This is a genomic window from Comamonas sp. F1-6 (genome assembly GCF_039581415.1).
In the GTDB taxonomy this organism is placed as follows: Bacteria; Pseudomonadota; Gammaproteobacteria; order Burkholderiales; family Burkholderiaceae_C; genus Comamonas; species Comamonas thiooxydans.
This window is the reverse complement of record NZ_JBCPWN010000014.1, coordinates 107,623-129,145: the sequence shown is the minus strand read 5'-3', so window position 1 is coordinate 129,145 and position 21,523 is coordinate 107,623. Positions and strand designations below refer to the sequence as shown.

The following is a 21,523-nucleotide window of genomic DNA, read 5'->3' as shown; positions in this document are numbered from 1 at the left end:
GCGCGCTATCGACTGGCGCGTCAACCTTTTTCAATGCGTGAAGAGCGCAGGTCTTAGAGGCCTGAACGTAGACGCTAACCCAACCCTGATACGGGTGTGGCGCAGCACACGCTATATTGATCCCATCATTTACTGATTCCATCGCCTGATGACCACCTCCACCAAATCGGATTCCGCAGCCAAGCGCGACGTCACCAAACTCCAGCGAGCCATTGTTGACGGCCTCGAAGACGTCAAGGCCCACGACATCCAGGTGTTCAACACCGAAGCACTGTCCCCGCTGTTCGAGCGCGTGATCGTGGCTTCGGGTACTTCCAACCGCCAGACCAAGGCACTTGCCTCCAGCGTGCGCGAAGCCGTCAAGGAAGCAGGTTTTCCCGTGCCCCGCCAGGAAGGTGAGCAAAACGGCGAATGGATCATCGTGGACTGCGGCTCGGTTGTCTGCCACATCATGCAGCCGGCCATCCGCCAGTACTACCGCCTGGAAGAAATCTGGGGCGAGACACCGGTGCGTATGAAGATCGGTGCCGCCAAGCCCAAGCCCGCAGAAGTGGCCGCCAAGAAACTGGCTGCCAAGCTGGCCGTGGAAAAGGCAGCAGCGGAAAACACCGTGGTCGAGAAAAAGCCTGCTGCCAAGAAGGCTGCGGCCAAGAAGCCCGCAGCCAAGACGGCCGCCGGTGCCAAGCCTGCAGCCAAGAAGCCTGCTGCCAAGTCCGCAGCCACCAAGACGGTCAAGACCGTGGTCGTCAAGCCCAGCACGCCCCGTACGGCCAAGCCGGTTGCGGCCAAACCCGCAGCCAAGCGTGCTCCCCGCGCCAAGGCCTAAATGAAGCTGACCATCGTGGCTGTAGGCCTGCATGTGCCCGACTGGGCGCAGACGGCCTACGACGATTACGCCAAGCGCTTTCCGCCCGAACTCAAGGTCGAACTCAAGGCCGTCAAGACCGAGCCGCGCGGCTCCAAGACGCTGGAGACCCTGTATGCGGCAGAGCGCAAGCGTATCGAAGCCGCCATTCCCAGAGGCACCCGCATCGTGGTGCTCGACGAGCGCGGCACGAATCTGACCACCAAGGCGCTGGCCCAGCGTCTCAAGGGCTGGCAGCTCGAGAGCGATGATGTGGCCCTGGTCATCGGCGGCCCCGACGGCCTGGACCCCGAGTTCAAGGCAGCGGCACACGAGCGCATCCGCCTCTCCGATCTGACCCTGCCGCATGCCATGGTGCGCGTGCTGCTGATCGAGCAGCTCTACCGCGCCTGGTCGGTCAATGCCGGCCATCCCTACCATCGCGAATAAGCGCTTGTGATCGGACTCTGCGTGCAATTTCGCGCAGTGCGTGATACTATGATTTTGATAGCCTATTGCGCTTTATATATGGGCGCTAGAGGCCATTTTTAATCAAAATCATGGCGCCCATTCTCTATCTTGCATCCCAAAGTCCCCGCCGTCGTCAGTTGCTCGAGCAGCTGGGGGTGGCGCATGAATTGCTGCTGCCCAATGCAGCCGGCGACATCGCCGAGGATGCCGAGGCCATAGAGGCCGAGCTGGCTGGGGAAGACCCCCATGACTATGTGCAGCGCGTGACGGCCGGCAAGCTCGATGCGGCCGTGGCCCGCCATGCGCGGCGCGGTTTGCCGGTAGCGCCCATTCTGTGCTCCGACACCACCGTGGCCCTGGGCAAGCAGATTCTGGGCAAGCCCGCCGATGCCGAAGACGCGCGACGTATCCTGCGTCTGCTCTCCGGGGCCGAACATGAGGTGCTGACTGCCGTGGCGCTGCAAAGCGGCGTGCGGCGTCTGCAGGCCCTGTCGGTGTCCACCGTGCGCTTTGCGCCCATGACCGAGGCGCAGATCGATGCCTATGTGCTTACGGGCGAGCCCATGGGCAAGGCCGGTGCCTATGGCATACAGGGCAGGGCGGCCGCACATATTGCAGAGATCCGCGGCAGCTATTCGGCCATCATGGGCCTGCCTGTTTACGAAACTGCCGAGCTTTTGCGCCAGCTGGGCTGGCCGCTCTGAACCTTTGGCGCAATCGACACTCTGTTCTTGAGGCTTCCCCCAAGGGAAGTTCTGCATGGCAGCTGTCTTGCGCCAGCCATGCGTGCGTCGCACACTGGGCGCAGCAAAAGCCAGGACATATAAAGAAAGAACGACAGTCAATGCAGCAAGATATTTTGATCAACTGGTCGCCGCAGGAAACGCGGGTGGCGATTGTCGAAAACGGCGCCGTGCAGGAGTTGCACATGGAGCGTCCGCTGGAGCGGGGACTCGTCGGCAACATCTATCTGGGCAAGGTCTCGCGTGTGCTTCCAGGCATGCAGTCGGCCTTCATCGATATCGGTCTGGAGCGTGCGGCCTTTTTGCATGTGGCCGATGTCTGGCAGCGTCAGGAAAATGGCGAAGCCCCGATGTTCGCGCGCAAGGACCAGCCGCTGACGCCCATCGAAAAACAGGTATTCGAGGGGCAGTCCATCATGGTGCAGGTCATCAAGGACCCCATAGGTACCAAGGGTGCGCGCCTGTCCACGCAGATCAGCATTGCCGGGCGCCTGCTGGTGTTTCTGCCGCAGGACGACCATATCGGCATCTCCCAGAAAATTCCCCAGAACGAGCGCGACGCCTTGCGGGCCCGTCTGCAGGAGCTGGTCGGCACCAAGGAGGGGGGCGGTGGCGGCGGGTTCATTCTGCGCACCAATGGCGAGGAATCCAGCGATGCCGAGCTGGCCGATGACATCCGCTATCTGCGCAAGACCTGGGCGCGTATCAAGGATGCGGCGCAGAAGCTGCCCGTCATGTCGGTGCTGCATCAGGATCTAAACCTGCTGCAACGTGTGCTGCGGGATCTGGTCGGCGAGAACACCCAGAGCATTCGCATCGATTCGCGCGAGCAGTTTGCGCTGCTCAAGAGCTTTGGCCAGGAATACATGCCTGCGGCAGTGCCCAAGCTTGCGTTGTACAAGGGCGAGAGGCCGATTTTCGACCTCTACAACATCGACGAGGAAATCGCGCGTGCGCTGGGGCGGCGTGTGGATCTGAAGTCGGGCGGCTATCTGATCGTCGATCAGACCGAAGCCCTGACCACCATCGATGTGAATACCGGCGGCTATGTCGGTGCACGCAATTTTGACGACACCATCTTCAAGACCAACCTGGAAGCGGCGCACGCCATTGCACGTCAGCTGCGCCTGCGCAATCTGGGCGGCATCGTCATCGTGGACTTCATCGACATGGTGCGCGAGGAGCACCAGGGCGAGGTGCTCTCCGAATTCCGCCGCCAGCTGGCACGCGACCGCGTCAAGACCATGGCTGGAGGCTTCTCTCAGCTGGGCCTGGTGGAGATGACGCGCAAGCGTACGCGCGAGTCGCTGGCCCATATGCTGTGCGAGCCCTGTGAAGCCTGCTCCGGCAAGGGCAACGTCAAGACCGCGCGCAGCATCTGCTACGAAGTGCTGCGTGAAATCCTGCGCGAAGCCCGTCAGTTCAATCCGCATGAGTTCCGCGTCGTGGCATCGCCCAAAGTGGTGGAGATGTTCCTCGACGAGGAAAGCCAGCACCTAGCCAGCCTCTCCGACTTCATCGGCAAGCCCATTTCGCTGCAGGCCGAGACTGCGATGGCGCAGGAGCAATACGACATTGTGCTGCTGTGAGTGAGAGTGCATTCAGCGTCATTTGATATGGAAATCATTTTCCAAATTTAGACAATGCTCAAAGTAATTTGTTGCTCAACTTCTCCAAACTGATCTATTTGCATATGGCATTTCCAGGTAGCTGGAGTGTGGGACGTTAGGCGACGCCTACGGATTAAATGGAAAATTTCTGCGAATCTAAATGACCACGAGGCCTGACTGAGGGCCTGTACATCCGCGTCATAATCCCGGTGAAAAGCAATGAGGATGGCATGGAACGGGTTCAGGCAGGATGACTGCTGCATGAGGCAGGCCGTCGCTGCAATCTTGTTTGCGTAAGTCCTGGCAGATGTGTTCTAGGGATTCAAAAAAATAGCGGCTTGCGCTTTATCCATAAGCGCTAGCCGCTATTTCCATGCACATCATGATGGGGCAGGGCGTTATCGCCCCGCCGTCAGGTGCAAGATCAGAATAGATCCATGGGCAATGCCATCACGCTGGCGGCGCCGTTGATCACGGCAAGGGCCTGGCCGGGCACGCGGGTCAGGATATGTTCGGCATAGAACTGTGCCGTGGCCAGCTTGGCCTGCATGAAGGCCATGTCCTGGCCCTTGGCCAGCAGCTCCTGCGCGGCCAGCACCGAGCGGCCCAGCTGCCAGCCGGCGACCAGGTTGCCGGTGAGCATCAGATAGGGAACGCTGCCCGCATACGCCGCATTGGGGTCGGCCTTGGCCTTTGCCACGATGAAGTCCACCACCTGCACAAAGGCCTGACGGGCCTGGGCCAGATTCCTCGCGACCGCCTTGGCCGCATCGGTGCCGCTGGCAATGAGAGCCGCCTCGGTCTTTTCGATCTGGGCGGCAATGGCCTTGGCGGTCTGGCCGCCATCACGCGCGGTCTTGCGGCCGACCAGGTCATTGGCCTGGATGGCGGTCGTGCCCTCATAGATGGTCAGGATCTTGGCGTCGCGGTAATACTGGGCGGCGCCGGTTTCCTCGATGAAGCCCATGCCGCCATGCACCTGTACGCCCAGGCTGGTGACTTCCAGGCTCATTTCGGTGCTGTAGCCCTTGACCAGGGGCACCATGAATTCATAGAAGGTCTGGTTGGCCTGACGCACTTCGGCGTCCGGATGGTGGTGGGCGGCATCGTAGGCGGCAGCGGCCGTGGTGGCCATGGCGCGGCAGCCCTCGTTGCTGGCACGCATAGTCATCAGCATGCGGCGCACATCGGGGTGGTGGATGATGGTGGCGCTGGCCTTGACCGATCCGTCTACGGGGCGGCTTTGCACGCGTTCTTTGGCGTAGGCCACGGCGTGCTGGTAGGCACGCTCGGCGACGGCCAGGCCCTGCAGGCCCACGGCATAGCGGGCGGCGTTCATCATGATGAACATGTATTCGAGGCCGCGGTTTTCCTCGCCCACGAGGTAGCCGATGGCTCCCCCGTTGTCGCCAAATTGCAGCACGGCCGTGGGCGAGGCCTTGATGCCCATCTTGTGCTCGATGCTGACGCAGTGCACATCGTTGCGCTTGCCCAAGGAGCCGTCCTGGTTCACGAGGAACTTGGGCACGACAAACAGGCTGATGCCCTTGACGCCCTCGGGAGCGCCGGCCACGCGGGCCAGCACCAGGTGGACGATGTTGTCCGCCATATCGTGCTCGCCATAGGTGATGAAGATCTTGGTGCCGAAGACCTTGTAACTGCCGTCGCCCTGAGGCTCGGCCCTGGTGCGGACCAGGGCCAGGTCGGAGCCGGCCTGGGGCTCGGTCAGGTTCATGGTGCCTGTCCATTCGCCGGTCACGAGCTTTTCCAGATAGGTGGACTTGAGCGCGTCACTGCCGGCAGTCAGCAGCGCCTCGATGGCGCCGTCGGTCAGCAGCGGGCACAGCGCAAAGCTCAGGTTGGCGCTGTTGAGCATCTCGATACAGGCCGCGCCAATGGTCTTGGGCAGGCCCTGGCCGCCAAAGTCGGCAGGATGCTGTAGACCCTGCCAGCCGCCTTCGGCGTACTGCTTGAAGGCATCGGCAAAGCCGGGCGTGGTGGTGACCACACCATCCTTGAAGGACGAGGGATTGAGGTCGCCGGGAACATTCAGGGGGGCGACCACGCCTTCGCAGAGCTTGGCGCATTCTTCGAGAACGGCCTGCGCGGTTTCCAGCCCCGCATCTTCAAAGCCGGGAATCTGGGCGACCTGCTCGATCTGGGCCAGATGCTCCATGTCGAACAGCATGTCTTTGATGGGCGCTTTGTAGGTCATCGTCTCTGTTTCCTTGAATGCTGGCCCGGCTGGCTGCCAGACCTGGTTTGTGCCTTGGATTGTTGGGGATGTTGCCAGCCACGGATGGCAGGGGCTTCCCTCGACTTCATGTCCGGCGCCTGGCAAGAATGTCAGGCCCTCGCATTGGTTTGACGTTTACGTAAACGGAATGATTCTAGAGGCTGTGACGGGCTTGCCGCAGTCGCAGACGCGCAATATGGTGGCCAACGCTTGCGGCAAGCTTTCAATTAAATAGAAACTTCTAGGTAAACTTTTATGTATTGGTGTTTACCCGTGGTGTCGCGTAAAGGCAAGAGAGCGGCGTTCTCGGGAAATGTCCTAGAGAAAAATTCCCATAAATTCAGTCCAGTCTGAATGGAAGAATACCGGGGATATGACCTAAGTCATTGATTCGTATTGCTTCTGTTCGAGGTGAGGCAGTGTGCTGCATCACCTTTCGATTGGTATCTGACTGGGAGTTTGTATGGCTAAAGTAATCCGTTATCACGAAGTTGGCGGCCCCGAGGTGTTGCGACAGGAAGACATTGAAGTCGGCCAACCCGGTCCAGGTCAGGTCCGCCTCAAGCAAGGCGCTGTGGCCTTGAACTTTGCCGATACCTATTTCCGCTCCGGTCTGTATCCCGCTCCTTTGCCCGCGGGCGTGGGCAGCGAGGCTTGCGGCACGATCACGGCCGTGGGCGACGGCGTTACGGATTTCAAGGTCGGCGATCGCGTGACCTATACCGGTGCACTTAACACCATCGGCGCTTACGCCACGGAGCGCCTGATTTCTGCAGCCCCCCTGATCCGCCTGCCTGACAACATCAGCTTTGAAACCGCAGCAGCCATCACCATGCGTGGACTGACGGCGGCTTACCTGATGCGCCGCATCTGGGACTTCAAGAAGGGCGACACCATCTTGCTGCATGCTGCAGCCGGTGGTGTGGGCCTGCTGGTGTCGCAGTGGGCAAAGCTGGAAGGCCTGAACGTGATCGGAACAGTCTCCAGCGATGCCAAGGCCGAAGTGGCCAAGGCCAACGGCTGTGTTCACACCATCAACTACAGCCATGAGGACGTGGCCAAGCGCGTGCGTGAGCTGACGGACGGCGTGGGCGTGAATGCCGTCTTTGACAGCGTGGGCAAGGACACTTTCGAGGGCTCGCTCAACAGCCTGAAGGTGCGTGGGCTGATGGTCTGTCTGGGCACGGCTTCAGGCTCCATTCCACCATTCAACCCGCAGATTCTGGCCGGCAAGGGCTCGCTCTTCCTGACCCGTCCTGCATCGGCGCATTACATCGCCGACCCCACGGAGCGTGCAGAGCTGGCCAACGAACTGTTCGCCCATGTGGCCGAAGGTCGTATCAAGGTGGATATCAGCAAGCGCTATGTGCTGGAAGACGCCGTGCAGGCTCACCGCGATCTGGAAGCCCGCAAGATTGTGGGATCGGCCGTCTTCACGCTCTGAGATATCGAAGGCAGCAGGTCGGTATGAAAAGGGCTGAGCCATTCAGCCCTTTTTGCATCAACCCCGGTGATTGCCCAAGGAAATAAATGCCATGACTCAAAGCTCCGCTGCAACGACATTGCAGGTCGACTTTTCGCTGGACCTGATCTGCCCCTGGTGCTGGATCGGTCTGCGCAATCTGCTGGCCGCCCGTGAGATGCTGCTGGCCAGATATCCCGACCAGCAGCTTGCAATCCATTGGCATGCAGACACTCTGCTGCCCCAGATCCCGGAGCATGGAGTGCCTTACCAGGCCTTCTACGAAGCCAGGCTGGGCGGTCCCAGGGCCGTGGAGGTTCGCCGTGCCCAGGTGCGTTCGGCGGCCCACGCGGCGGGCCTGCAGATCAATCATGCGCTGATTGAAACCTTCCCCAGCACGCGCCTGGTTTGTGCGTTGGTCAACTACGCCCAGACTCTGCTCGATGGCGAATCCATGATCCGCTTTGTGGAGTCCATCTTTGCCGCTTACTTTGTGCAGGGCCGCGATATAGGCTCGGTCATGGTGCTGCAGCAGCTGGCGCACTCGGCGGCACTGGACTGGAATCCTTCCCGCTTTGATGCGCTGCGCTACCAAAGCGAGGCCGGCCATACCGGCGGCGTGCCGCATATGGTGTTCAACCAGCGTCTGCAGGTGACGGGCGCTGTGGCGCCCGCGGAGCTGCTGCGCGCCATGGAGCATGCCCGTGTTGCCGACAGCATCTTCGCCTGATCCCGCATTGCTGGCCGCCGGTGCCGTGCGGGACTTGCCGCCTGGCGGGCGAAAGCTGGTCTTCACGCCTGGTGGTCAGAGCATCTTGCTGCTGAATGTCGAAGGCGAGTTCTATGCCTTGGAGAACAGCTGCCCGCATGCGGGTGCCTCCATGGCCAGCGGCAATTGCGATGCCCATGTGCTGAGCTGCCCCGCGCATGGACTCAAGTTCGATATCCGCAGCGGCAAGTGCACGGCATCGCCGCAGATGACGATTCCTCTCTATGAAGTTCTTGTCAGAGAGGGACTGCTCTGGCTCAAACCGCCTGACAACTGCTGATACTCCATCGAGCGCCGATGTGCGATGAAGAAGGCCCGCAGATTTTCTCTGCGGGCCTTCTTCTATGGTTTCAGGATTGATGTCCTCTGGCCGGCAACCGGCAGGCGCCGGTTGCCATGGATTGGACTCAGAACGTGTGGCGAATGCCGATGTCAAAGCCTGAAGCATTGCCGCCTGCGACTGGAATCGGGCCTTGCAGCGCGCCCGTGGCCACCGGCAGGTTGATGCTGCCGCGGTTGTCTACATAGGCATAGGTGCCGTAGAGTGCGGTGCGCTTGGAGAGGTTGTGCACATAACCCACGGCGTACTTGTTGGAGCTGCTGCCGCTGTTGTCATTGCGGTTCAGGCGCATGAAGCTCATGGGGATATTGCCGTTGCCGACCTTCCAGATGGCACCCAGCTGCCAGTAGCGTACATGGTCGGCATTGTCCAGACCTGCCAGGCGGTTGCCGGTGCGGTGATCGGCAGCCAGAACCATGAGGCGGTGGCCTTCCCAGAGGTAGGATGCGGCGGCATTGATCTGTCTGTAATCGTCGGCGGCACGGTTCTTGGTGGACGTGATGGCGACGGCTGCATCCCAGTTCTCGCCTCCATAGCCCAGGCGTGCACCGTAGACGCGGCCGTCCTGGCGGTTGGGGCCGGCATCGTTTTCACCGAATGCAGTCATCAACTGATAGAACAGGCCTTTGCAACTGGAGCTGGAGCAGCCGGGCGAGAAGTAGCCAATGCTGTTCGATGCCCGAAAGCCCGTCACAGTGGTGCCGTGCAGCACATGCAGGCTCATGCCCACGCCCAGGCGAAAGGGGTCGTAGTTGAACATGTTCCAGAAGGCGGGCACATAGTCGCGGCCCAGGCGTACCTCGCCCCATTGCTTGCTCTGCAGATAGACCAGGGCCTTGCGGTTGAAGCTCAGGCCGTTGCTGCTGCCTGCCCCCGAAGGCTGGTTGTTGGTGTTGGAGGCCTGGCCGGTGCCGTTGTCGGTATTGAGACCCGCTTCCAGATCAAAGCCGGCGGCCAGACCGCTGCCGAGATCTTCACGGCCCTTGAAGCCCAGGCGGCTGGCCTGATTGCCGCTGGAGGTCAGCATCTGACGCGAGCCTGCGCCAGCGCCGCGGTAATTGGATACGGCCATATCCACCACGCCATAGACCTGCACAGAGGATTGTGCCGAGGCCGCCAGCGGCGCCAGCGTGCATGCGAGAGCGCTCAGCGCATTGAAAGCCATTTTTTTTGTAGTCACTCATGTCTCCTTGAACCGTTGAAAAAAGATGCCTGATGGCAAACCGACGAAAAACACAGCAGGGCAAGGCCGGGCCTGGGGATGGGTTGAAGGCGCAGGCAAGCCCCCAGCTCTAATCCCGCCAAAGGACTTGAGCCGGGTGCGGCCGCCCACGGTGCCAAGGGGGCACCGGGCAGAGGTCTTGAAGCAGATAAGTAATGGAGCAGCTTGAGGGCAACTGCTCAAGGACCCGGGCCTCAGTTTTCGGGCTTGTAGCCTATGGACTTGAGCAGGGCTGCCTGCTTGCGGCTGGCCTCTTTGAGGTCGGCCGTCATTTCTGCCGTGGTAAGGGGCTGGCCGGGCTCCATGCCCACCGTGGCGAGCTGTTTGAGCACGGACTCCTTGCGGAAATGTGCCAGCGCCACATCCCGCAGCTTCTGCTGGATGGCTGCCGGGGTTTGAGGATGGGACCACACGGCAAACCAGCCTGGTTTGGAAAGCTGGGGGTAGCCCAGCTCCGTGAAGGTTGGTACCTCTGGCAAAGTCTGCAGGCGGCTCGGGTAGACGACTGCCAGCGCCTTGATCTTGCCGCTGCGAATCAGGGGTAGCGAAGTGGTGACGCCATCGAACATCACCGGGACATGGCCACCCATGAGGTCCACCAGAGCAGGGGGCGAGCCCTTGTAGCCCACATGGCGCATATTGATCTTGGCCAACTGGCCCAGCAGCATGCCCGAGGTGTGACCCTTCAGGCCCGTGGCGTAGGAGGCAAAGTCCACGCCGTCGCGTTGCTGTCTGGCGTAGCTGATGAATTCGGGCAGGGTCTGGAACGGCAGATCCTTGTTGGCGACCATGACCAGTCCGGTGCGTGTGAGCTGGGCCAGCGGCGTCAGGTCCTTGAACGGGTCGAAACTGACTTTCTGGGCCAGGGGCGCCTCGCTCAGTGCTCCGTCCTGAATCACCAGAAAGGTGTAGCCGTTTTTGCCATGGGACTTGAGGTCCTGGATGCCGATGGCCCCCGAGGCTCCGGCCTTGGATTCCACGATCACGGGCTGCTTGAGATCTTGCTGCATGCCCTCTGCCAGCAGACGGGCCAGGGTGTCAGCCGTGCCACCGGCAGGCCCGGTGACGATCAGGCGTATGGGCTTGGTCGGCCAGTCATCGGTCTGCTCGGCCTGTGCGGGCAGGGCCAGGCTGGCGGCCACGGCCATGACGGCCAAGCCTAGTTTCCGGCGCAGTGCGCGAGAACCTGCGGTGTCCACTGAATTGCGTGAGGCGGGTGTCGTTGCCTTCATTGCTTGTCTCCTTCAATGGGGAGATCTGGCTCCCCATCTGCGCGCACCTTTTATATCTTGTGGGTGGCTGCGCATTCATCGTGATGGTCTTCGGGCGGTTCAGGCCGTTGGCTCGGGCTGTCGGGCTTCGATCCGAGCCTGCAAATCCTCGATCAGCTGTGTTGCCTGCGGCCAGGGGCCGTGGCCCGAGGCCGGGTTCAGGTGGCCCTGGGGGCCCAGCTCCACCAGCTCGCTCCCCCAGTCGCGCGCAAAGCCGCGCGCGCGCTCCAACTGGGTCAGCGGGTCATTGCTGCTGGCTGCCAGCAGTGTGGGAAACGGCAGGCGCTGGCGCGGGATGGGCGTCCAGCCGTGGGCTGCCAGCACATCCTTGGGGGGGTAACCGGCAGGCATCTGGGTTTCCACATCGGCGGGGGCTGCAAGCAAGGCTCCGAGAATGGGACGGGCTCGGCGCAGCGCCCAGTGCGCGACCATCATGCAGCCGGCGCTGTGTGCCACGATGATGACGGGGCCGTCGATACCGTCCAGCGCCCGGTCGATCGCGTCCAGGCGGGCCTGGCAGCTGAGCTTGTCCTGCTCCAGCGGTGGCACGGTGACGCAGGGGACGGACTGCGCAGTCAGCTCCTTGGCCAGCAGCGTCTGCCAGTGCTCTTCCACATGGTCGCGCAGGCCGGGGATGATGAGAATCGTGTGCTTCAAGGTCATCTTCTGTCTCCTGGCTCAGTCCGTGGGGCCGCCGATGATGGCGGTGCGTTCCATCTTGCGGTGGCAGGGCTGGTAGTCCATCACTGCGTAGTGCTGGGTGGAGCGGTTGTCCCAGAAGGCTACGCTGTTTTTGCTCCATTTGAAGCGCACCTGGTACTCGGGAATCATGGCCTGGCTGGTCAGGTAATTGAGCAGTTGCGAGGAGCCGGGCGATTTGTCCAGGCCGAAGCGCACGTTGGCGGGTGTGTTGTAGTTGGTGAAATGGGTGGTGAAGCTGCTGTTGACGAACAGAATCTTCTCGCCGGTTTCGGGGTGGATGCGGACCACGGGGTGCTCGGCGTCGGGGTATTGGGCCTTGAGTGCCAGACGCTTTTCGATGGGCATGACGGCACCAAAGCTCGCTTCGATGCTATGGCGGGCACGCAGATGCTCGATCTTGACCTTGATGTCGTCTGGCAGGTTCTCATAGGCCATCACCATGTTCACCCACATGGTGTCGCCGCCCACTGGCGGGCATTCAACGCAGCGCAGCACGCAGCCCATGGGGGGCTGCTCGCGCCAGGTGGCATCGGTGTGCCAGGAGTTCTCGTTGCGGTCCAGAGGGTTGTCGGGGGTCTTGTAGATCTGCACCAGGCCTGGGTGCTCGGGGTGGCTTCCCACCACCGGGTGGTCTTCCAGCTCGCCAAATTTGCGCGCAAACGCCACATGCTCGGCGCGTGTGATGTCCTGGTCGCGGAAAAAGATCACGCGGTGCTTGAGCAGTGCCTGGCGGATTTCGGCCATCAGGCCTTCGTCCTCGGCGGCCGCTCCCAGGTGAACGTTGGACAGCTCCGCACCGATGGAGCAGGTCAGAGGATTGACTTCCAGCGAGCGGGTCAAAGAGCTGGAGCGGATAAGGGCGGGTGCTGCGCCAACCTTGTTTTTCATTGGGAAGTCTCCTTATAGAATCAATGTCGCCAGTGTGAAAACTCCCCTCGATCGGCGCTTGTCATTACATGACTGGTGCTTTGCAATTAGTGCCAAGTTAGTGAAACCCCATGGCCTCTCTCGTTCGCGCAGCCTGCTTGACCAATTACGCCGAAGTCGCCCAGGCTTCGGGGCTGAATGGCGCGCGCATGCTGCTCGATGCCGGCCTGAGCCCCGGTGTGCTCGACGAGCCGGATCTGATGATTCCGGTGGACAAGGTGGGGCGTTTGCTGCAGGCCTCGGCCATGCAGTCGGGCAATGAAAGCTTTGGTCTGTGCATGGCGCGCTCGCGCCTGCTGTCCAATATGGGGCCGGTGGGCCTGCTGATTCGCGATCAGGCTACGCTGCGCGATTCGCTGAACCTGCTGGTGCGTCATCTGGCCCTGCTCAACGGCGCCATGACGCTGGAGCTGGACGAGCAGGCCGACACGGTGCTGATCCGTGAGCTGTTGCTGGCCGGCCGTGCCCATGAGCCTACGCGCCAGCGCGTGGAGCTGGCGCTGGGCGTGATGGTGCGCGCCATTCGGCAGCTGATAGGTCGCGACTGGCAGCCTCGCATGGTGTGTTTCGAGCACGCCGCGCCCAAGGACCTGAGCATGCATCACCTGATGTTCGGCCCGCGCGTGGAGTTCAATCAAGAGTTCAACTGCATTGTTTGCGTCAAGGCCGATCTCGATACGCGCAACGAATTTGCCGACCCTGCCATGGTGCGCTATGCCCAGAAGCTGCTGGAGTCCGTGGCTCCCATGAGCGAGGAAGCAGTGCTGGACGATGTGCGCCGCACCATCTTGCTGCTGTTGCCCAGCGGGCGCTGCAGCATTGAGAAAGTCAGCGAGCACCTGGGTGTGGTGCCACGCACCATTCAGCGCCGGCTGACGGAAAAGGGCCAGAGCTTTTCCTCGCTGATGAACGATATCCGCAAGGAGCTGGCCGTGCGCTATGTGTTCGAGAGCAACCGCTCTCTGACCGAAGTGGCCGAGCTGCTGGGCTTTACGGCCCCCAGCAGTTTTTCACGCTGGTATCAGAGCCAGTTCGGCTGCAGTGCCAAGGACAGCCGTGCCAAGGCGCAGACCGAAGGCACAGGCGGCGCATAAAAAAGCGGGCCGTAAGGGCCCGCCAAACACACTACCAAAGTGTCACCCCAGGGAGAGGGCGGCTACGCCAGCGTCCTTCAGTTGCTGGCGATTCTGAGCTTGCTCAGAATTTTGCGGTTCTGCTCCACCGTGTTCAGCATTTTTTGTTGCAGCTCCGTCATCGTGCTGGGCTGGGGTGCGTCAAAGCCCTGGGTTTTGAGCTGCGCCTGAAACTTGGCGGATTGAGTCACCTTGTCCATTTCCTGGCGCACCTTCTGGATCAGGGCCTGGGGCGTGCTGCTCAGCACGAACAATCCCACACTGGCATCGGGCAGCACAAAGTCGGGCATGTTCTGCTCGGCAAAGCTGGGCACATCGGGTAGCAGGCGCGAGCGGTTGGGCGAGACCACGCCCAGGGCCTTGATCTTGCCGGCCTTGACCAGCGGGGCTGCATTGGTCACCACTTCAAAGGTCAGTTGTACCTGATTGCCGATCAGGTCGACGATGGCAGGGGCCGAGCCCTTGTAGGGCACGGCGGTGATCTTGCCGCCGCTTTTCTCGCTCAGCAGCGCACCCAGCATGTCGGAGCGAGTGCCGGGGCTCAGGTTGGCGATATTGATGGGGCCGGAGCTCTTCTTTGCATAGTCCAGCACCTCCTGAATCCTGTTGGGGGGAAAGCTGTTGTTGGCCACCAGCATATGCACCATGGAGGCCACATCCGAGACATAGGTGAATGTCTTGTGCACGTCAAACGGCGTCTTCACGGTGAGTGGAAAGTCGGTCCAGATGCTGGAGGGCGCAATCATCAGCGTATGCCAGTCGGCAGGTGCATTCATCACGGCGCGCTCGGCAATCACGGCCGATCCGCCGGGTTTGTTGTCGACGACCACGGGCTGGCCCAGATTGGTCTGCAGATGATCGGCCACCAGGCGCGCCACACCATCGGTGATGCCACCAGGAGGCGCAGGAACGACGAGGCGGACGGGTTTGACGGGCCAGGCGGGTGCAGGGGTCTGAGCCTGTACGGCGGTGCTGGCCATTACGCCGACGCAAAGAATTGCGGCGCAGGAACGCAGGGTTCGAGGAATGTTTCGCATGTGTTGCTCCCTAAATGGAGTTGCTCAGATGGCGCTGGCGGGAGAGTCTGTGACCCGCCCATCTTCAAGAACGTGGGCATTCAGCGCCTGTCTTGCAGCGGTGCTATCGGCTCTGGCTCGCAGGACGCGAATCACGGGCATCACTTGCGGGCCGGGTGGTCCAGCAAAATTCACAGCGGTTGTCATTGATGTCTCCTGTCGTTTTTCATGGGGGGCAGACATTCGGCATGACGCCGATCTCTGTCTCGCAGGGGGCAGACCCAACGAATAGGTGATCCGCTGAACCTGCCGGCATGTCCCTGCGTTCTTGTGCTTAGGGTGTGGGAATGCACCAATTCATGATGGAGGTCCGCAAGTTCGGTGACTTGGCGTTTCATGCCTGCGACTTCGCATTTGATGACTGCAGTACTCCGCACTTACCCGATGTAGGGCTGCAGCCTGCATGGCTTCGATGCGTGCTTGTGGCGCGGTATGGGCGCCTTGCAATCGGAGCCGCGAGGAGGGGGAGATCGCAGGTTGCCGATGGTGCGCAGCAGTCGCCTGGACTTTTGCAGTGCATGAACCGATGTCGTCTCTCCGTTGCCTGCCCCAATCATCTTCAGGCACGGTTTGCCGGTCTTGTCGCGTTTGAGAAAGCGCGTGTCTTGAAATGCAAAGTGGCATCTCACACGGCATTTGATACTGGCCTCACGCATCGGCAATGGCCTGAAATCGGCTGATGCAGTTTGTCCAGACACTGATTTCTCGCACTCAAACCGGAGACAACAACCATGAACTTTCTTGACGGTCACCTGTATCCCGAAAACCAGCAGCCGCTGATCATCACTGCAGCTCCCTACGCTCCGGGCTGGATTCCCTCGGACTTCCCCGAGGACATCCCCATCACCATGGAAGAGCAGATTCAGAAGGCCGTGGACTGCTATGAGGCCGGCGCCACCGTGCTGCATCTGCATGTGCGTGAAGACGACGGCAAGGGCAGCAAGCGTCTGTCCAAGTTCAACGAGCTTATTGCCGGTGTGCGTGAGCGTGTGCCCGAGATGATCATCCAGGTCGGCGGCTCCATCAGCTTTGCGCCCGAAGGCCCGGACGGCGAAGCCAAGTGGCTCTCCGACGATACCCGCCATATGCTGGCCGAGCTGACTCCTGTACCCGACCAGGTGACGGTGACCGTGAACACCACGCAGATGAACGTGACCGAGCATGCCGGCGAAGACGACTTCCGCGGTGTCTCGCGCGGTTTCCCGCATCTGCACAAGACCTACAAGGACATGATTGTTCCCTCGAACCCCAGTTTCGTCGAAGAACATATCCGTCGCCTGTCCGAAAAGGGCATCCAGAGCGCCTTCCAGGTCTACAACATCAACAGTTTCGAGACCATAGAGCGCATGATCCGCCGTGGCGTCTACAAGGGCCCGCTGGTCATGAACTGGGTCGCCATCAGCGGCGGCATGGACCAGGCCAATATCTACAACCTGGCCAATATGCTGCGCGCCGTGCCCGACAACGCCATCGTGACGGTGGAAAGCTCGGTGCTGAACGTGCTGCCCATCAATATGATCGGCATGGCCCTGGGTCTGCATGTGCGCTGCGGTATCGAGGACGTGCTGTGGAATCAGACACGCACCGGCAAGATGAGCACCGTGGAGCAGATCAAGCAGCTGGTGCGCATTGCGGGCGAGTTCGGTCGCCCGATTGCCACGGCCCAGCAGGCTCGCGAGATCAAGCAGATCGGCGTGTTCTACGAAACCGCCGACGAAACCCTGGCCAGGAACGGCTTCGCGCCCAACCGCAAGGGAGCCAACCAGGGCTTTCTGCGCAAGCCCATGGACGCTGTGGCCTGAGTCTCAAAGCCCGGGTGACCGGGCCCGGCTCATCTAGCCGCTGTGCGTTTGTCACGCTTGCCTGGTGGATGCGTGGCCAGGCGCCTGCCCCCGCCGACTTCCTTGAGAAGTCGGCTTTTTTATTTCTCTGGATTCAGGCCCGCAGATAAAGGTCTTCGCCGCGCAGGTTGCGCTCCTGCAGGATTTCTCCGACAGCCAGCAGCTCATCCAGATGCTGGGAAATGCTGCGCGTCTCGGCCCCCTGTACCCAGGGCGCATCAAAGCCTTGCGGGTAGAGCAGGCGCTGCTCCACCATCTGTGAGAGCGTCATGGGCCGCTGCGCCAGCCATTCGAGAATGCGTGCACCACGCTCGTCAATGACAGCAGCAAAGCGCTTGAGGTCTCGCATAAACGCCTCGCGTTCCGTGTAAATGCCCTTGTGGTGCGAGGTCACCCAGACCCGGGCATCGATCTCGGGCAGCCGCGCCAGGCTGCGGCGAAAGTCCGTCAGACAGGAGCAGGCGTCGCCGTAATAGGGCCCGAAGCCCGTCAGGTCGATATCGCCGATAAAGGCAACTCCCTCGGGCTCGATCAGCAGCACGCTGTGGCCCGCCGTATGGCCCGGCATATGAATGGCGCGGATCTGCGACCGGCCCAGCTCCCAGACTGCTCCATCTTTGTAGCCCCTGGCATCGGGTCTGGGGGCGTAGAAGAATTCGCTCTCCAGCTTGCTGCGCAAGATGCCGGCCTGAGCCGAATCGGCCCAGCCAAAGGTGGCCACCAGGCCCTCCCAGCTTTGCAAGGCCGCCAGATCGCCTACGTGAGCAAAAACCTGCGCGTCCGGCAGGCGGTGCAGGCCGGCCATATGGTCCTCATGCACATGACCCATCACCACCAGCTCGGTGGCATCGAACTCGGCCCCGATATGGTTGGCAACGATAGGCGTATCCAGCGCTGCCAGCGTATCGCTGCCGCGAATCATGATCTGGTTGCCGTCCGGATACTTGCCACCCTTGGCTCCGCGAAACACCGTCACGCGGCCAAACTGGTGGCGCTGTATGTCTGTCTGGGCTGTGTCGATGGGATGCATCATGGTCTGAGGGGGAAAGTGAAGCCGGCTTCTGCGAAGATTAAGACCTTGGATGTATTTGCGCTGTCACCACAGCGCTTTGAAAGACGAGTCGGAGATGACCCAACAAGACAAACAGGCTCAGGAAGCCCATCTGATCGAGCACCCCATCAAAAGCGAGCTGGTGCACCAGGGCAGTTTTCTGCAGGTGAGGCTCGATACCGTGCGCCTGCCCCATGGCGGTCAGGCCACGCGCGAGTATGTGGTGCACCCCGGCGCCGTGGTGGTGATAGGCCTGCTCGACGATGGCCGCGTGCTGCTGGAGCGGCAGTTTCGCTACCCCGTGGGCCGGGTCATGACGGAGTTTCCCGCAGGCAAGCTCGATGCGGGCGAGCAGCCGCTGCTCTGCGCCCAGCGCGAGCTGCTGGAGGAAACCGGCTACAGCGCGCGCGAATGGGCCTATGCCGGCCCCATGCATCTGGCGATCGGCTACTCCGACGAAGTCATTCACATCTTCTTCGCGCGCGGCCTGACCGCGGGCGAGCGCCAGCTCGATGCCGACGAGTTTCTCGATGTCTGCAGCATGACGGCTGACGAGCTGCTGGACGGCGTGCGTAGCGGCCAGGTCACGGATGCCAAAACCCTGAGCTGCTGCTTGTGGCTGCAGAACGTGCAAAGCGGTGCCTGGTCTCTGGAGTGGAGGCCGGCTTGATTTTTTTGATAGCTGCTTGCATACGCTGAATATGGATTTCAGCTATGAAAGTGCTTGAAATTCATATCAGTTAGGCGCTGGCTGCTTCTTTTTCGGGATTGCCTGATGCCAATCAGTGTTTGTCGTCGGGTGATGACAGGCGCTGCATGACCTTCCTATAAACTGGTGCCATGCACCATGGCCTACCACCTCTGTTTGAAGGTTGCAGTCTGAAGCGGTGTTCAGGAGTGTTTCATGGAATCGTCAGAGCTTGAGGATGACAGCGTTTTCGAGAGTGCGGCCGAGCTGTTCAAAGCCATGGCTGCGCCCATGCGGCTGAAGATCATCAGCGCGCTGTGCAACGGAGAAAAAAACGTCTCCGAGCTGCTGGCTTCCATAGACACGACCCAGCCCAATATGTCTCAGCACCTGAACACGCTGTACCAGTCCGGCATTCTGGGCCGCAGGCGTGAAGGGGTCAGCATCTACTATTTCATCGCCAACGAGAAGGTCGTCCATATGTGCCGCACCATCTGCGTGCAGATTGCCATCGAACAGAACTGATGGCTTGAGCCCCAAAAGAAGAAAGGCGCACCAGGCGCCTTTTTTCATGGCCGTATGCTGCTCAGGGCTTGAGATAGACAAAGCCCTCTTTGGCCTGCAGGCGTGCGACTTCGGCCACACCCGAGGGGACGAGCGAGGCCTCCATCAGCAGGCTTGAGGCATCGAGCTTGCGCGTTTGCAGCGTGTTGTTGCAGACCTTGAACTCCACGCCGCGCCCCACCAGTGCGCTGACCTGGCCGCTGAACTCGCGGCCCTTGCTGTCCTTGGCATTGTTCAGAAGAAAGTCTATGCCGGGCCCATGGGTGACCACCACGATCTTGTCCGTGGGCGAGGCATTGAGTTCGTTATTGATATTGGCGAGTATGGCGGCCGCGGTCTCCACGCCGGTGTTGACGTGATAGACCACTTTCACATCCTGAGCGGCGGCAATCGCCGTACACAGGGCAAAGCTCAGGGCAACGAACTGGCGCTTCATGGAATGTCTCCTGTGGTGTCTGTGGGAATCAGGGAAGATGCCCTTGGTTAAATATTGCCACTTGCTTATATTAACGATGACGCAAACATTCAAAAATAGGGCAAGCGCTAGTGGCGGCATTCATGCATGACGCGCTGCCCATGCAAGGGAGACAAAGCCATGACAAGCTGGGCAGGAGCTGCGCTGAGGAGCTTTGTGTGGGCAGCGATTGCAGCGACAGGTACAGCGGCAGCGCATGATGCAGCCCCCAGGTCGCTCATTCCGCAAGCGGTCAGCGCGCCCGTGATGGAGTTGCAGCAGGTGGCGGCCAATGTGTTTTTTGTGCAGGGCGTATCGGCGCTGGGCAGTGCGGCCAATCGCAACTTCATCTCCAATGCGGGCTTTGTCATCACCCATGACAGCGTGGTTGTGATCGACGCGCTGGGTTCGCCCGCACTGGCCGAGGAGCTGGTGCAGAAAATCCGTACGCTGACGCCCAAACCCATCAGCCATGTGCTGCTGACCCACTATCACGCCGACCACATCTATGGCCTGCAGGTGTTCGAGGCCCTGGGCGCAAAAATCGTGGCCCATGCCCAGGCGCGTGAATACATCAACTCAGAAACCGCGCATCTGCGGCTTGAGGCTTCGCGCAAGGATCTGGCGCCCTGGGTCGACCAGGGCACGCGCCTGGTGCCCGCGAGTCAATGGGTGGCAGGTGATAGCTCTACGCTGAAGGTGGGGGGCGTGGACTTTGTGCTGCAGCATATGGGGCCATCGCATACGCCGGAGGATACGGCCATCTTCCTGCCGCAAAGCGGTGTGCTGTTCATCGGCGATGTGGTGTTTCGCAACCGCATTCCCTATGTGGGCCAGGCCGACAGCCGCCACTGGATTGCCGCGCTGGATGAGTTGCTCAAGCTCCCCGTCAAGGTCATGGTGCCGGGTCACGGCCCGGCCTCCGAGCAGCCGCGCCAGGACATGCAGCTGACGCGAGACTATCTGCACTATCTGCGCGAGGCCATGGGCAAGGCCGCAGCCAATCTTGACCCGTTTGACGAGGCCTATCAGGCGACGGACTGGTCCAGGTTCTCGGCTTACCCGCTGTTCAAGGAGGCCAATCGCATGAATGCCTACAACACCTTTTTGCTGATGGAGCAGGAAAAGCCGTGATGGAAACAGCCAGCTCCTTTCGTGCCCGCAGAAGACTGTGCTTGCAGCTGCTGCTGGCGGGCGCGGCCCCGGCGTGGGCGGCGCTCGATGCCTCTGAGCGCCTGCTGCCCACCAGTCAGAGTCTGCAGCACGACCTGGCCTTGGCGCTGGCCCGCAAGCAGCCGTTGGTGGTGATGGCAAGCCTGCATGGCTGCCCGTATTGCAAGATCGTGCGCGAACATTACCTGCTGCCGTTGCAGCAGTCCGGGGCTCTGGTGACTCAGATTCACTTTCTGTCGCGTGAGCCTTTGCAGAGCTGGGATGGCACGGCAACTACGCATGGCGACATGGTCAGGCAACTGGAGATCGAGGTTGCTCCCACCGTGCTTTTTCATGGAGCAGGACGACGGGAAGTGGCTGATCGCCTGATTGGCAGCTCCATCCCCGATTTTTATGGCGCTTATCTGGATGAGCGCATGAAGACTGCCCGGGCAGCGGTGCAGGGGCGTTGAGCCGGGTATTGGTATCGCTATTCCTGTTCGGGAATAACGAGGGTTAGCGCGGGATCTCAAATCTGGTGAGCTGCCGGATACTTTAAATAACAACATGCTTATATATAAATATAAGGAGACCAAAGCGATGAAAACTGCATCCTGGCTGAGTGGCTTGACGGTGCTGCTGGGGCTGGCTGTGCCTGCACTGGCGCAGGCGGATCAGGCGCTGGCGCAGAAGAACGCCTGCATGGCCTGCCATGCGGCGGACAAGAAACTGGTAGGCCCGGCGTTCCAGGATGTGGCCAGGAAATATGCGGCCCAGGCCGATGCACAGGCCTATCTGGTCAAAAGCATCAAGGCCGGTGGTTCCGGCAAATGGGGGCCGGTGCCCATGCCAGCCCAGCCAGCACTCAGCGATGCGGACACCCAGACGCTGGCGGCCTGGATTCTCAAGGGTTCCAAATGAAACAGGCGTGTCGTGCTTTCCCGGTAAGCGCCACCAAAGATCAAAG

General features: G+C 61.0%; 22 protein-coding genes. 14 read left to right on the top strand and 8 right to left on the bottom strand.

The annotated features are described in order from the left end of the window. Positions 1–148: 148 nt before the first annotated feature. The 4 genes from rsfS to rng all read left to right on the top strand — a co-directional run bounded on the left by rsfS (position 149) and on the right by rng (position 3,647). The gene (rsfS, locus tag AAIL66_RS15510) at positions 149–826 is read left to right on the top strand and encodes a ribosome silencing factor (RefSeq protein WP_034377625.1); all 678 of its coding nucleotides are present in this window, start codon (positions 149–151) and stop codon (positions 824–826) included. Further along, positions 827–1,294, top strand: a complete 468-nt coding sequence (rlmH, locus tag AAIL66_RS15505; protein WP_003053899.1) for a 23S rRNA (pseudouridine(1915)-N(3))-methyltransferase RlmH — start codon at positions 827–829, stop codon at positions 1,292–1,294. 110 nt (positions 1,295–1,404) lie between these two features. Further along, positions 1,405–2,019, top strand: a complete 615-nt coding sequence (locus AAIL66_RS15500; RefSeq protein WP_034358393.1) for a Maf family protein — start codon at positions 1,405–1,407, stop codon at positions 2,017–2,019. Positions 2,020–2,159: 140 nt separating this feature from the next. Continuing rightward, a complete protein-coding gene (gene rng, locus AAIL66_RS15495) occupies positions 2,160–3,647 on the top strand; it encodes a ribonuclease G (RefSeq protein WP_003062776.1) in 1,488 nt (495 codons plus the stop codon). Positions 3,648–4,092: 445 nt separating this feature from the next. Here rng and AAIL66_RS15490 read toward each other — a convergent pair whose 3' ends face one another. Further along, complete coding sequence (locus tag AAIL66_RS15490; RefSeq protein ID WP_343497142.1) at positions 4,093–5,883, bottom strand: acyl-CoA dehydrogenase; 1,791 nt, start codon at positions 5,881–5,883, stop codon at positions 4,093–4,095. Between the two features lie 484 nt (positions 5,884–6,367). Here AAIL66_RS15490 and AAIL66_RS15485 point away from each other — a divergent pair, with 484 nt between their 5' ends. The 3 genes from AAIL66_RS15485 (at position 6,368) to AAIL66_RS15475 (ending at position 8,415) form a co-directional block, all read left to right on the top strand. Further along, positions 6,368–7,348, top strand: coding sequence for a quinone oxidoreductase (locus AAIL66_RS15485; protein ID WP_343497141.1), 981 nt, complete (start codon positions 6,368–6,370; stop codon positions 7,346–7,348). A 91-nt stretch (positions 7,349–7,439) separates the two neighbouring features. Next, the gene (locus AAIL66_RS15480) at positions 7,440–8,096 is read left to right on the top strand and encodes a DsbA family protein (RefSeq protein ID WP_012838858.1); all 657 of its coding nucleotides are present in this window, start codon (positions 7,440–7,442) and stop codon (positions 8,094–8,096) included. Further along, a complete protein-coding gene (locus AAIL66_RS15475) occupies positions 8,065–8,415 on the top strand; it encodes a Rieske (2Fe-2S) protein (protein WP_034358379.1) in 351 nt (116 codons plus the stop codon). The genes AAIL66_RS15480 and AAIL66_RS15475 overlap by 32 nt, the downstream gene beginning before the upstream one ends. Before the next feature lie 127 nt (positions 8,416–8,542). Here AAIL66_RS15475 and AAIL66_RS15470 read toward each other — a convergent pair whose 3' ends face one another. The 4 genes from AAIL66_RS15470 to AAIL66_RS15455 all read right to left on the bottom strand — a co-directional run bounded on the left by AAIL66_RS15470 (position 8,543) and on the right by AAIL66_RS15455 (position 12,558). After that, positions 8,543–9,655 (bottom strand): porin, encoded by a 1,113-nt coding sequence (locus AAIL66_RS15470; protein ID WP_224648416.1) that lies wholly within the window; start codon positions 9,653–9,655, stop codon positions 8,543–8,545. A 236-nt stretch (positions 9,656–9,891) separates the two neighbouring features. Next, a complete protein-coding gene (locus tag AAIL66_RS15465; RefSeq protein ID WP_343497140.1) occupies positions 9,892–10,929 on the bottom strand; it encodes a tripartite tricarboxylate transporter substrate binding protein in 1,038 nt (345 codons plus the stop codon). A 99-nt stretch (positions 10,930–11,028) separates the two neighbouring features. Next, on the bottom strand, positions 11,029–11,631 hold the full coding sequence (locus tag AAIL66_RS15460; RefSeq protein WP_039050602.1) for an alpha/beta fold hydrolase: 603 nt from the start codon (positions 11,629–11,631) through the stop codon (positions 11,029–11,031). 15 nt (positions 11,632–11,646) lie between these two features. Beyond that, the gene (locus AAIL66_RS15455) at positions 11,647–12,558 is read right to left on the bottom strand and encodes a TauD/TfdA family dioxygenase (protein ID WP_012838853.1); all 912 of its coding nucleotides are present in this window, start codon (positions 12,556–12,558) and stop codon (positions 11,647–11,649) included. A gap of 110 nt (positions 12,559–12,668) precedes the next feature. On the opposite strand from AAIL66_RS15455, the gene AAIL66_RS15450 reads away from it, so the two are divergent. After that, entirely contained in the window at positions 12,669–13,691 is a 1,023-nt protein-coding gene (locus AAIL66_RS15450; protein WP_034377619.1) for an AraC family transcriptional regulator, read from the top strand. 77 nt (positions 13,692–13,768) lie between these two features. Here AAIL66_RS15450 and AAIL66_RS15445 read toward each other — a convergent pair whose 3' ends face one another. Further along, a complete protein-coding gene (locus tag AAIL66_RS15445; RefSeq protein ID WP_343497139.1) occupies positions 13,769–14,767 on the bottom strand; it encodes a tripartite tricarboxylate transporter substrate binding protein in 999 nt (332 codons plus the stop codon). Positions 14,768–15,537: 770 nt separating this feature from the next. Here AAIL66_RS15445 and AAIL66_RS15440 point away from each other — a divergent pair. Beyond that, entirely contained in the window at positions 15,538–16,608 is a 1,071-nt protein-coding gene (locus AAIL66_RS15440) for a 3-keto-5-aminohexanoate cleavage protein (RefSeq protein ID WP_034358362.1), read from the top strand. A 133-nt stretch (positions 16,609–16,741) separates the two neighbouring features. On the opposite strand, the gene AAIL66_RS15435 is transcribed toward AAIL66_RS15440, so the two are convergent. Next, positions 16,742–17,680, bottom strand: a complete 939-nt coding sequence (locus AAIL66_RS15435) for an MBL fold metallo-hydrolase (RefSeq protein WP_343497138.1) — start codon at positions 17,678–17,680, stop codon at positions 16,742–16,744. A gap of 94 nt (positions 17,681–17,774) precedes the next feature. Here AAIL66_RS15435 and AAIL66_RS15430 point away from each other — a divergent pair, with 94 nt between their 5' ends. Both AAIL66_RS15430 and AAIL66_RS15425 read left to right on the top strand, forming a co-directional pair. After that, the gene (locus AAIL66_RS15430; RefSeq protein ID WP_034409829.1) at positions 17,775–18,368 is read left to right on the top strand and encodes an NUDIX hydrolase; all 594 of its coding nucleotides are present in this window, start codon (positions 17,775–17,777) and stop codon (positions 18,366–18,368) included. A gap of 234 nt (positions 18,369–18,602) precedes the next feature. Beyond that, complete coding sequence (locus tag AAIL66_RS15425; protein WP_003053925.1) at positions 18,603–18,911, top strand: metalloregulator ArsR/SmtB family transcription factor; 309 nt, start codon at positions 18,603–18,605, stop codon at positions 18,909–18,911. A 61-nt stretch (positions 18,912–18,972) separates the two neighbouring features. On the opposite strand, the gene AAIL66_RS15420 is transcribed toward AAIL66_RS15425, so the two are convergent. Continuing rightward, positions 18,973–19,386, bottom strand: coding sequence for a DsrE family protein (locus AAIL66_RS15420; protein ID WP_034358353.1), 414 nt, complete (start codon positions 19,384–19,386; stop codon positions 18,973–18,975). Between the two features lie 159 nt (positions 19,387–19,545). Between AAIL66_RS15420 and AAIL66_RS15415 the strand changes: the two genes are divergently transcribed. The 3 genes from AAIL66_RS15415 (at position 19,546) to AAIL66_RS15405 (ending at position 21,477) form a co-directional block, all read left to right on the top strand. After that, positions 19,546–20,538, top strand: coding sequence for an MBL fold metallo-hydrolase (locus AAIL66_RS15415; RefSeq protein ID WP_343497137.1), 993 nt, complete (start codon positions 19,546–19,548; stop codon positions 20,536–20,538). Then, positions 20,538–21,029, top strand: a complete 492-nt coding sequence (locus AAIL66_RS15410; RefSeq protein ID WP_045839536.1) for a hypothetical protein — start codon at positions 20,538–20,540, stop codon at positions 21,027–21,029. Before AAIL66_RS15415 ends, AAIL66_RS15410 begins: the two co-directional genes overlap by 1 nt. 127 nt (positions 21,030–21,156) lie before the next feature. Beyond that, positions 21,157–21,477: a c-type cytochrome gene (locus tag AAIL66_RS15405; protein WP_034358347.1), complete on the top strand. Its 321-nt coding sequence runs from the start codon at positions 21,157–21,159 to the stop codon at positions 21,475–21,477. Positions 21,478–21,523 lie beyond the last annotated feature (46 nt).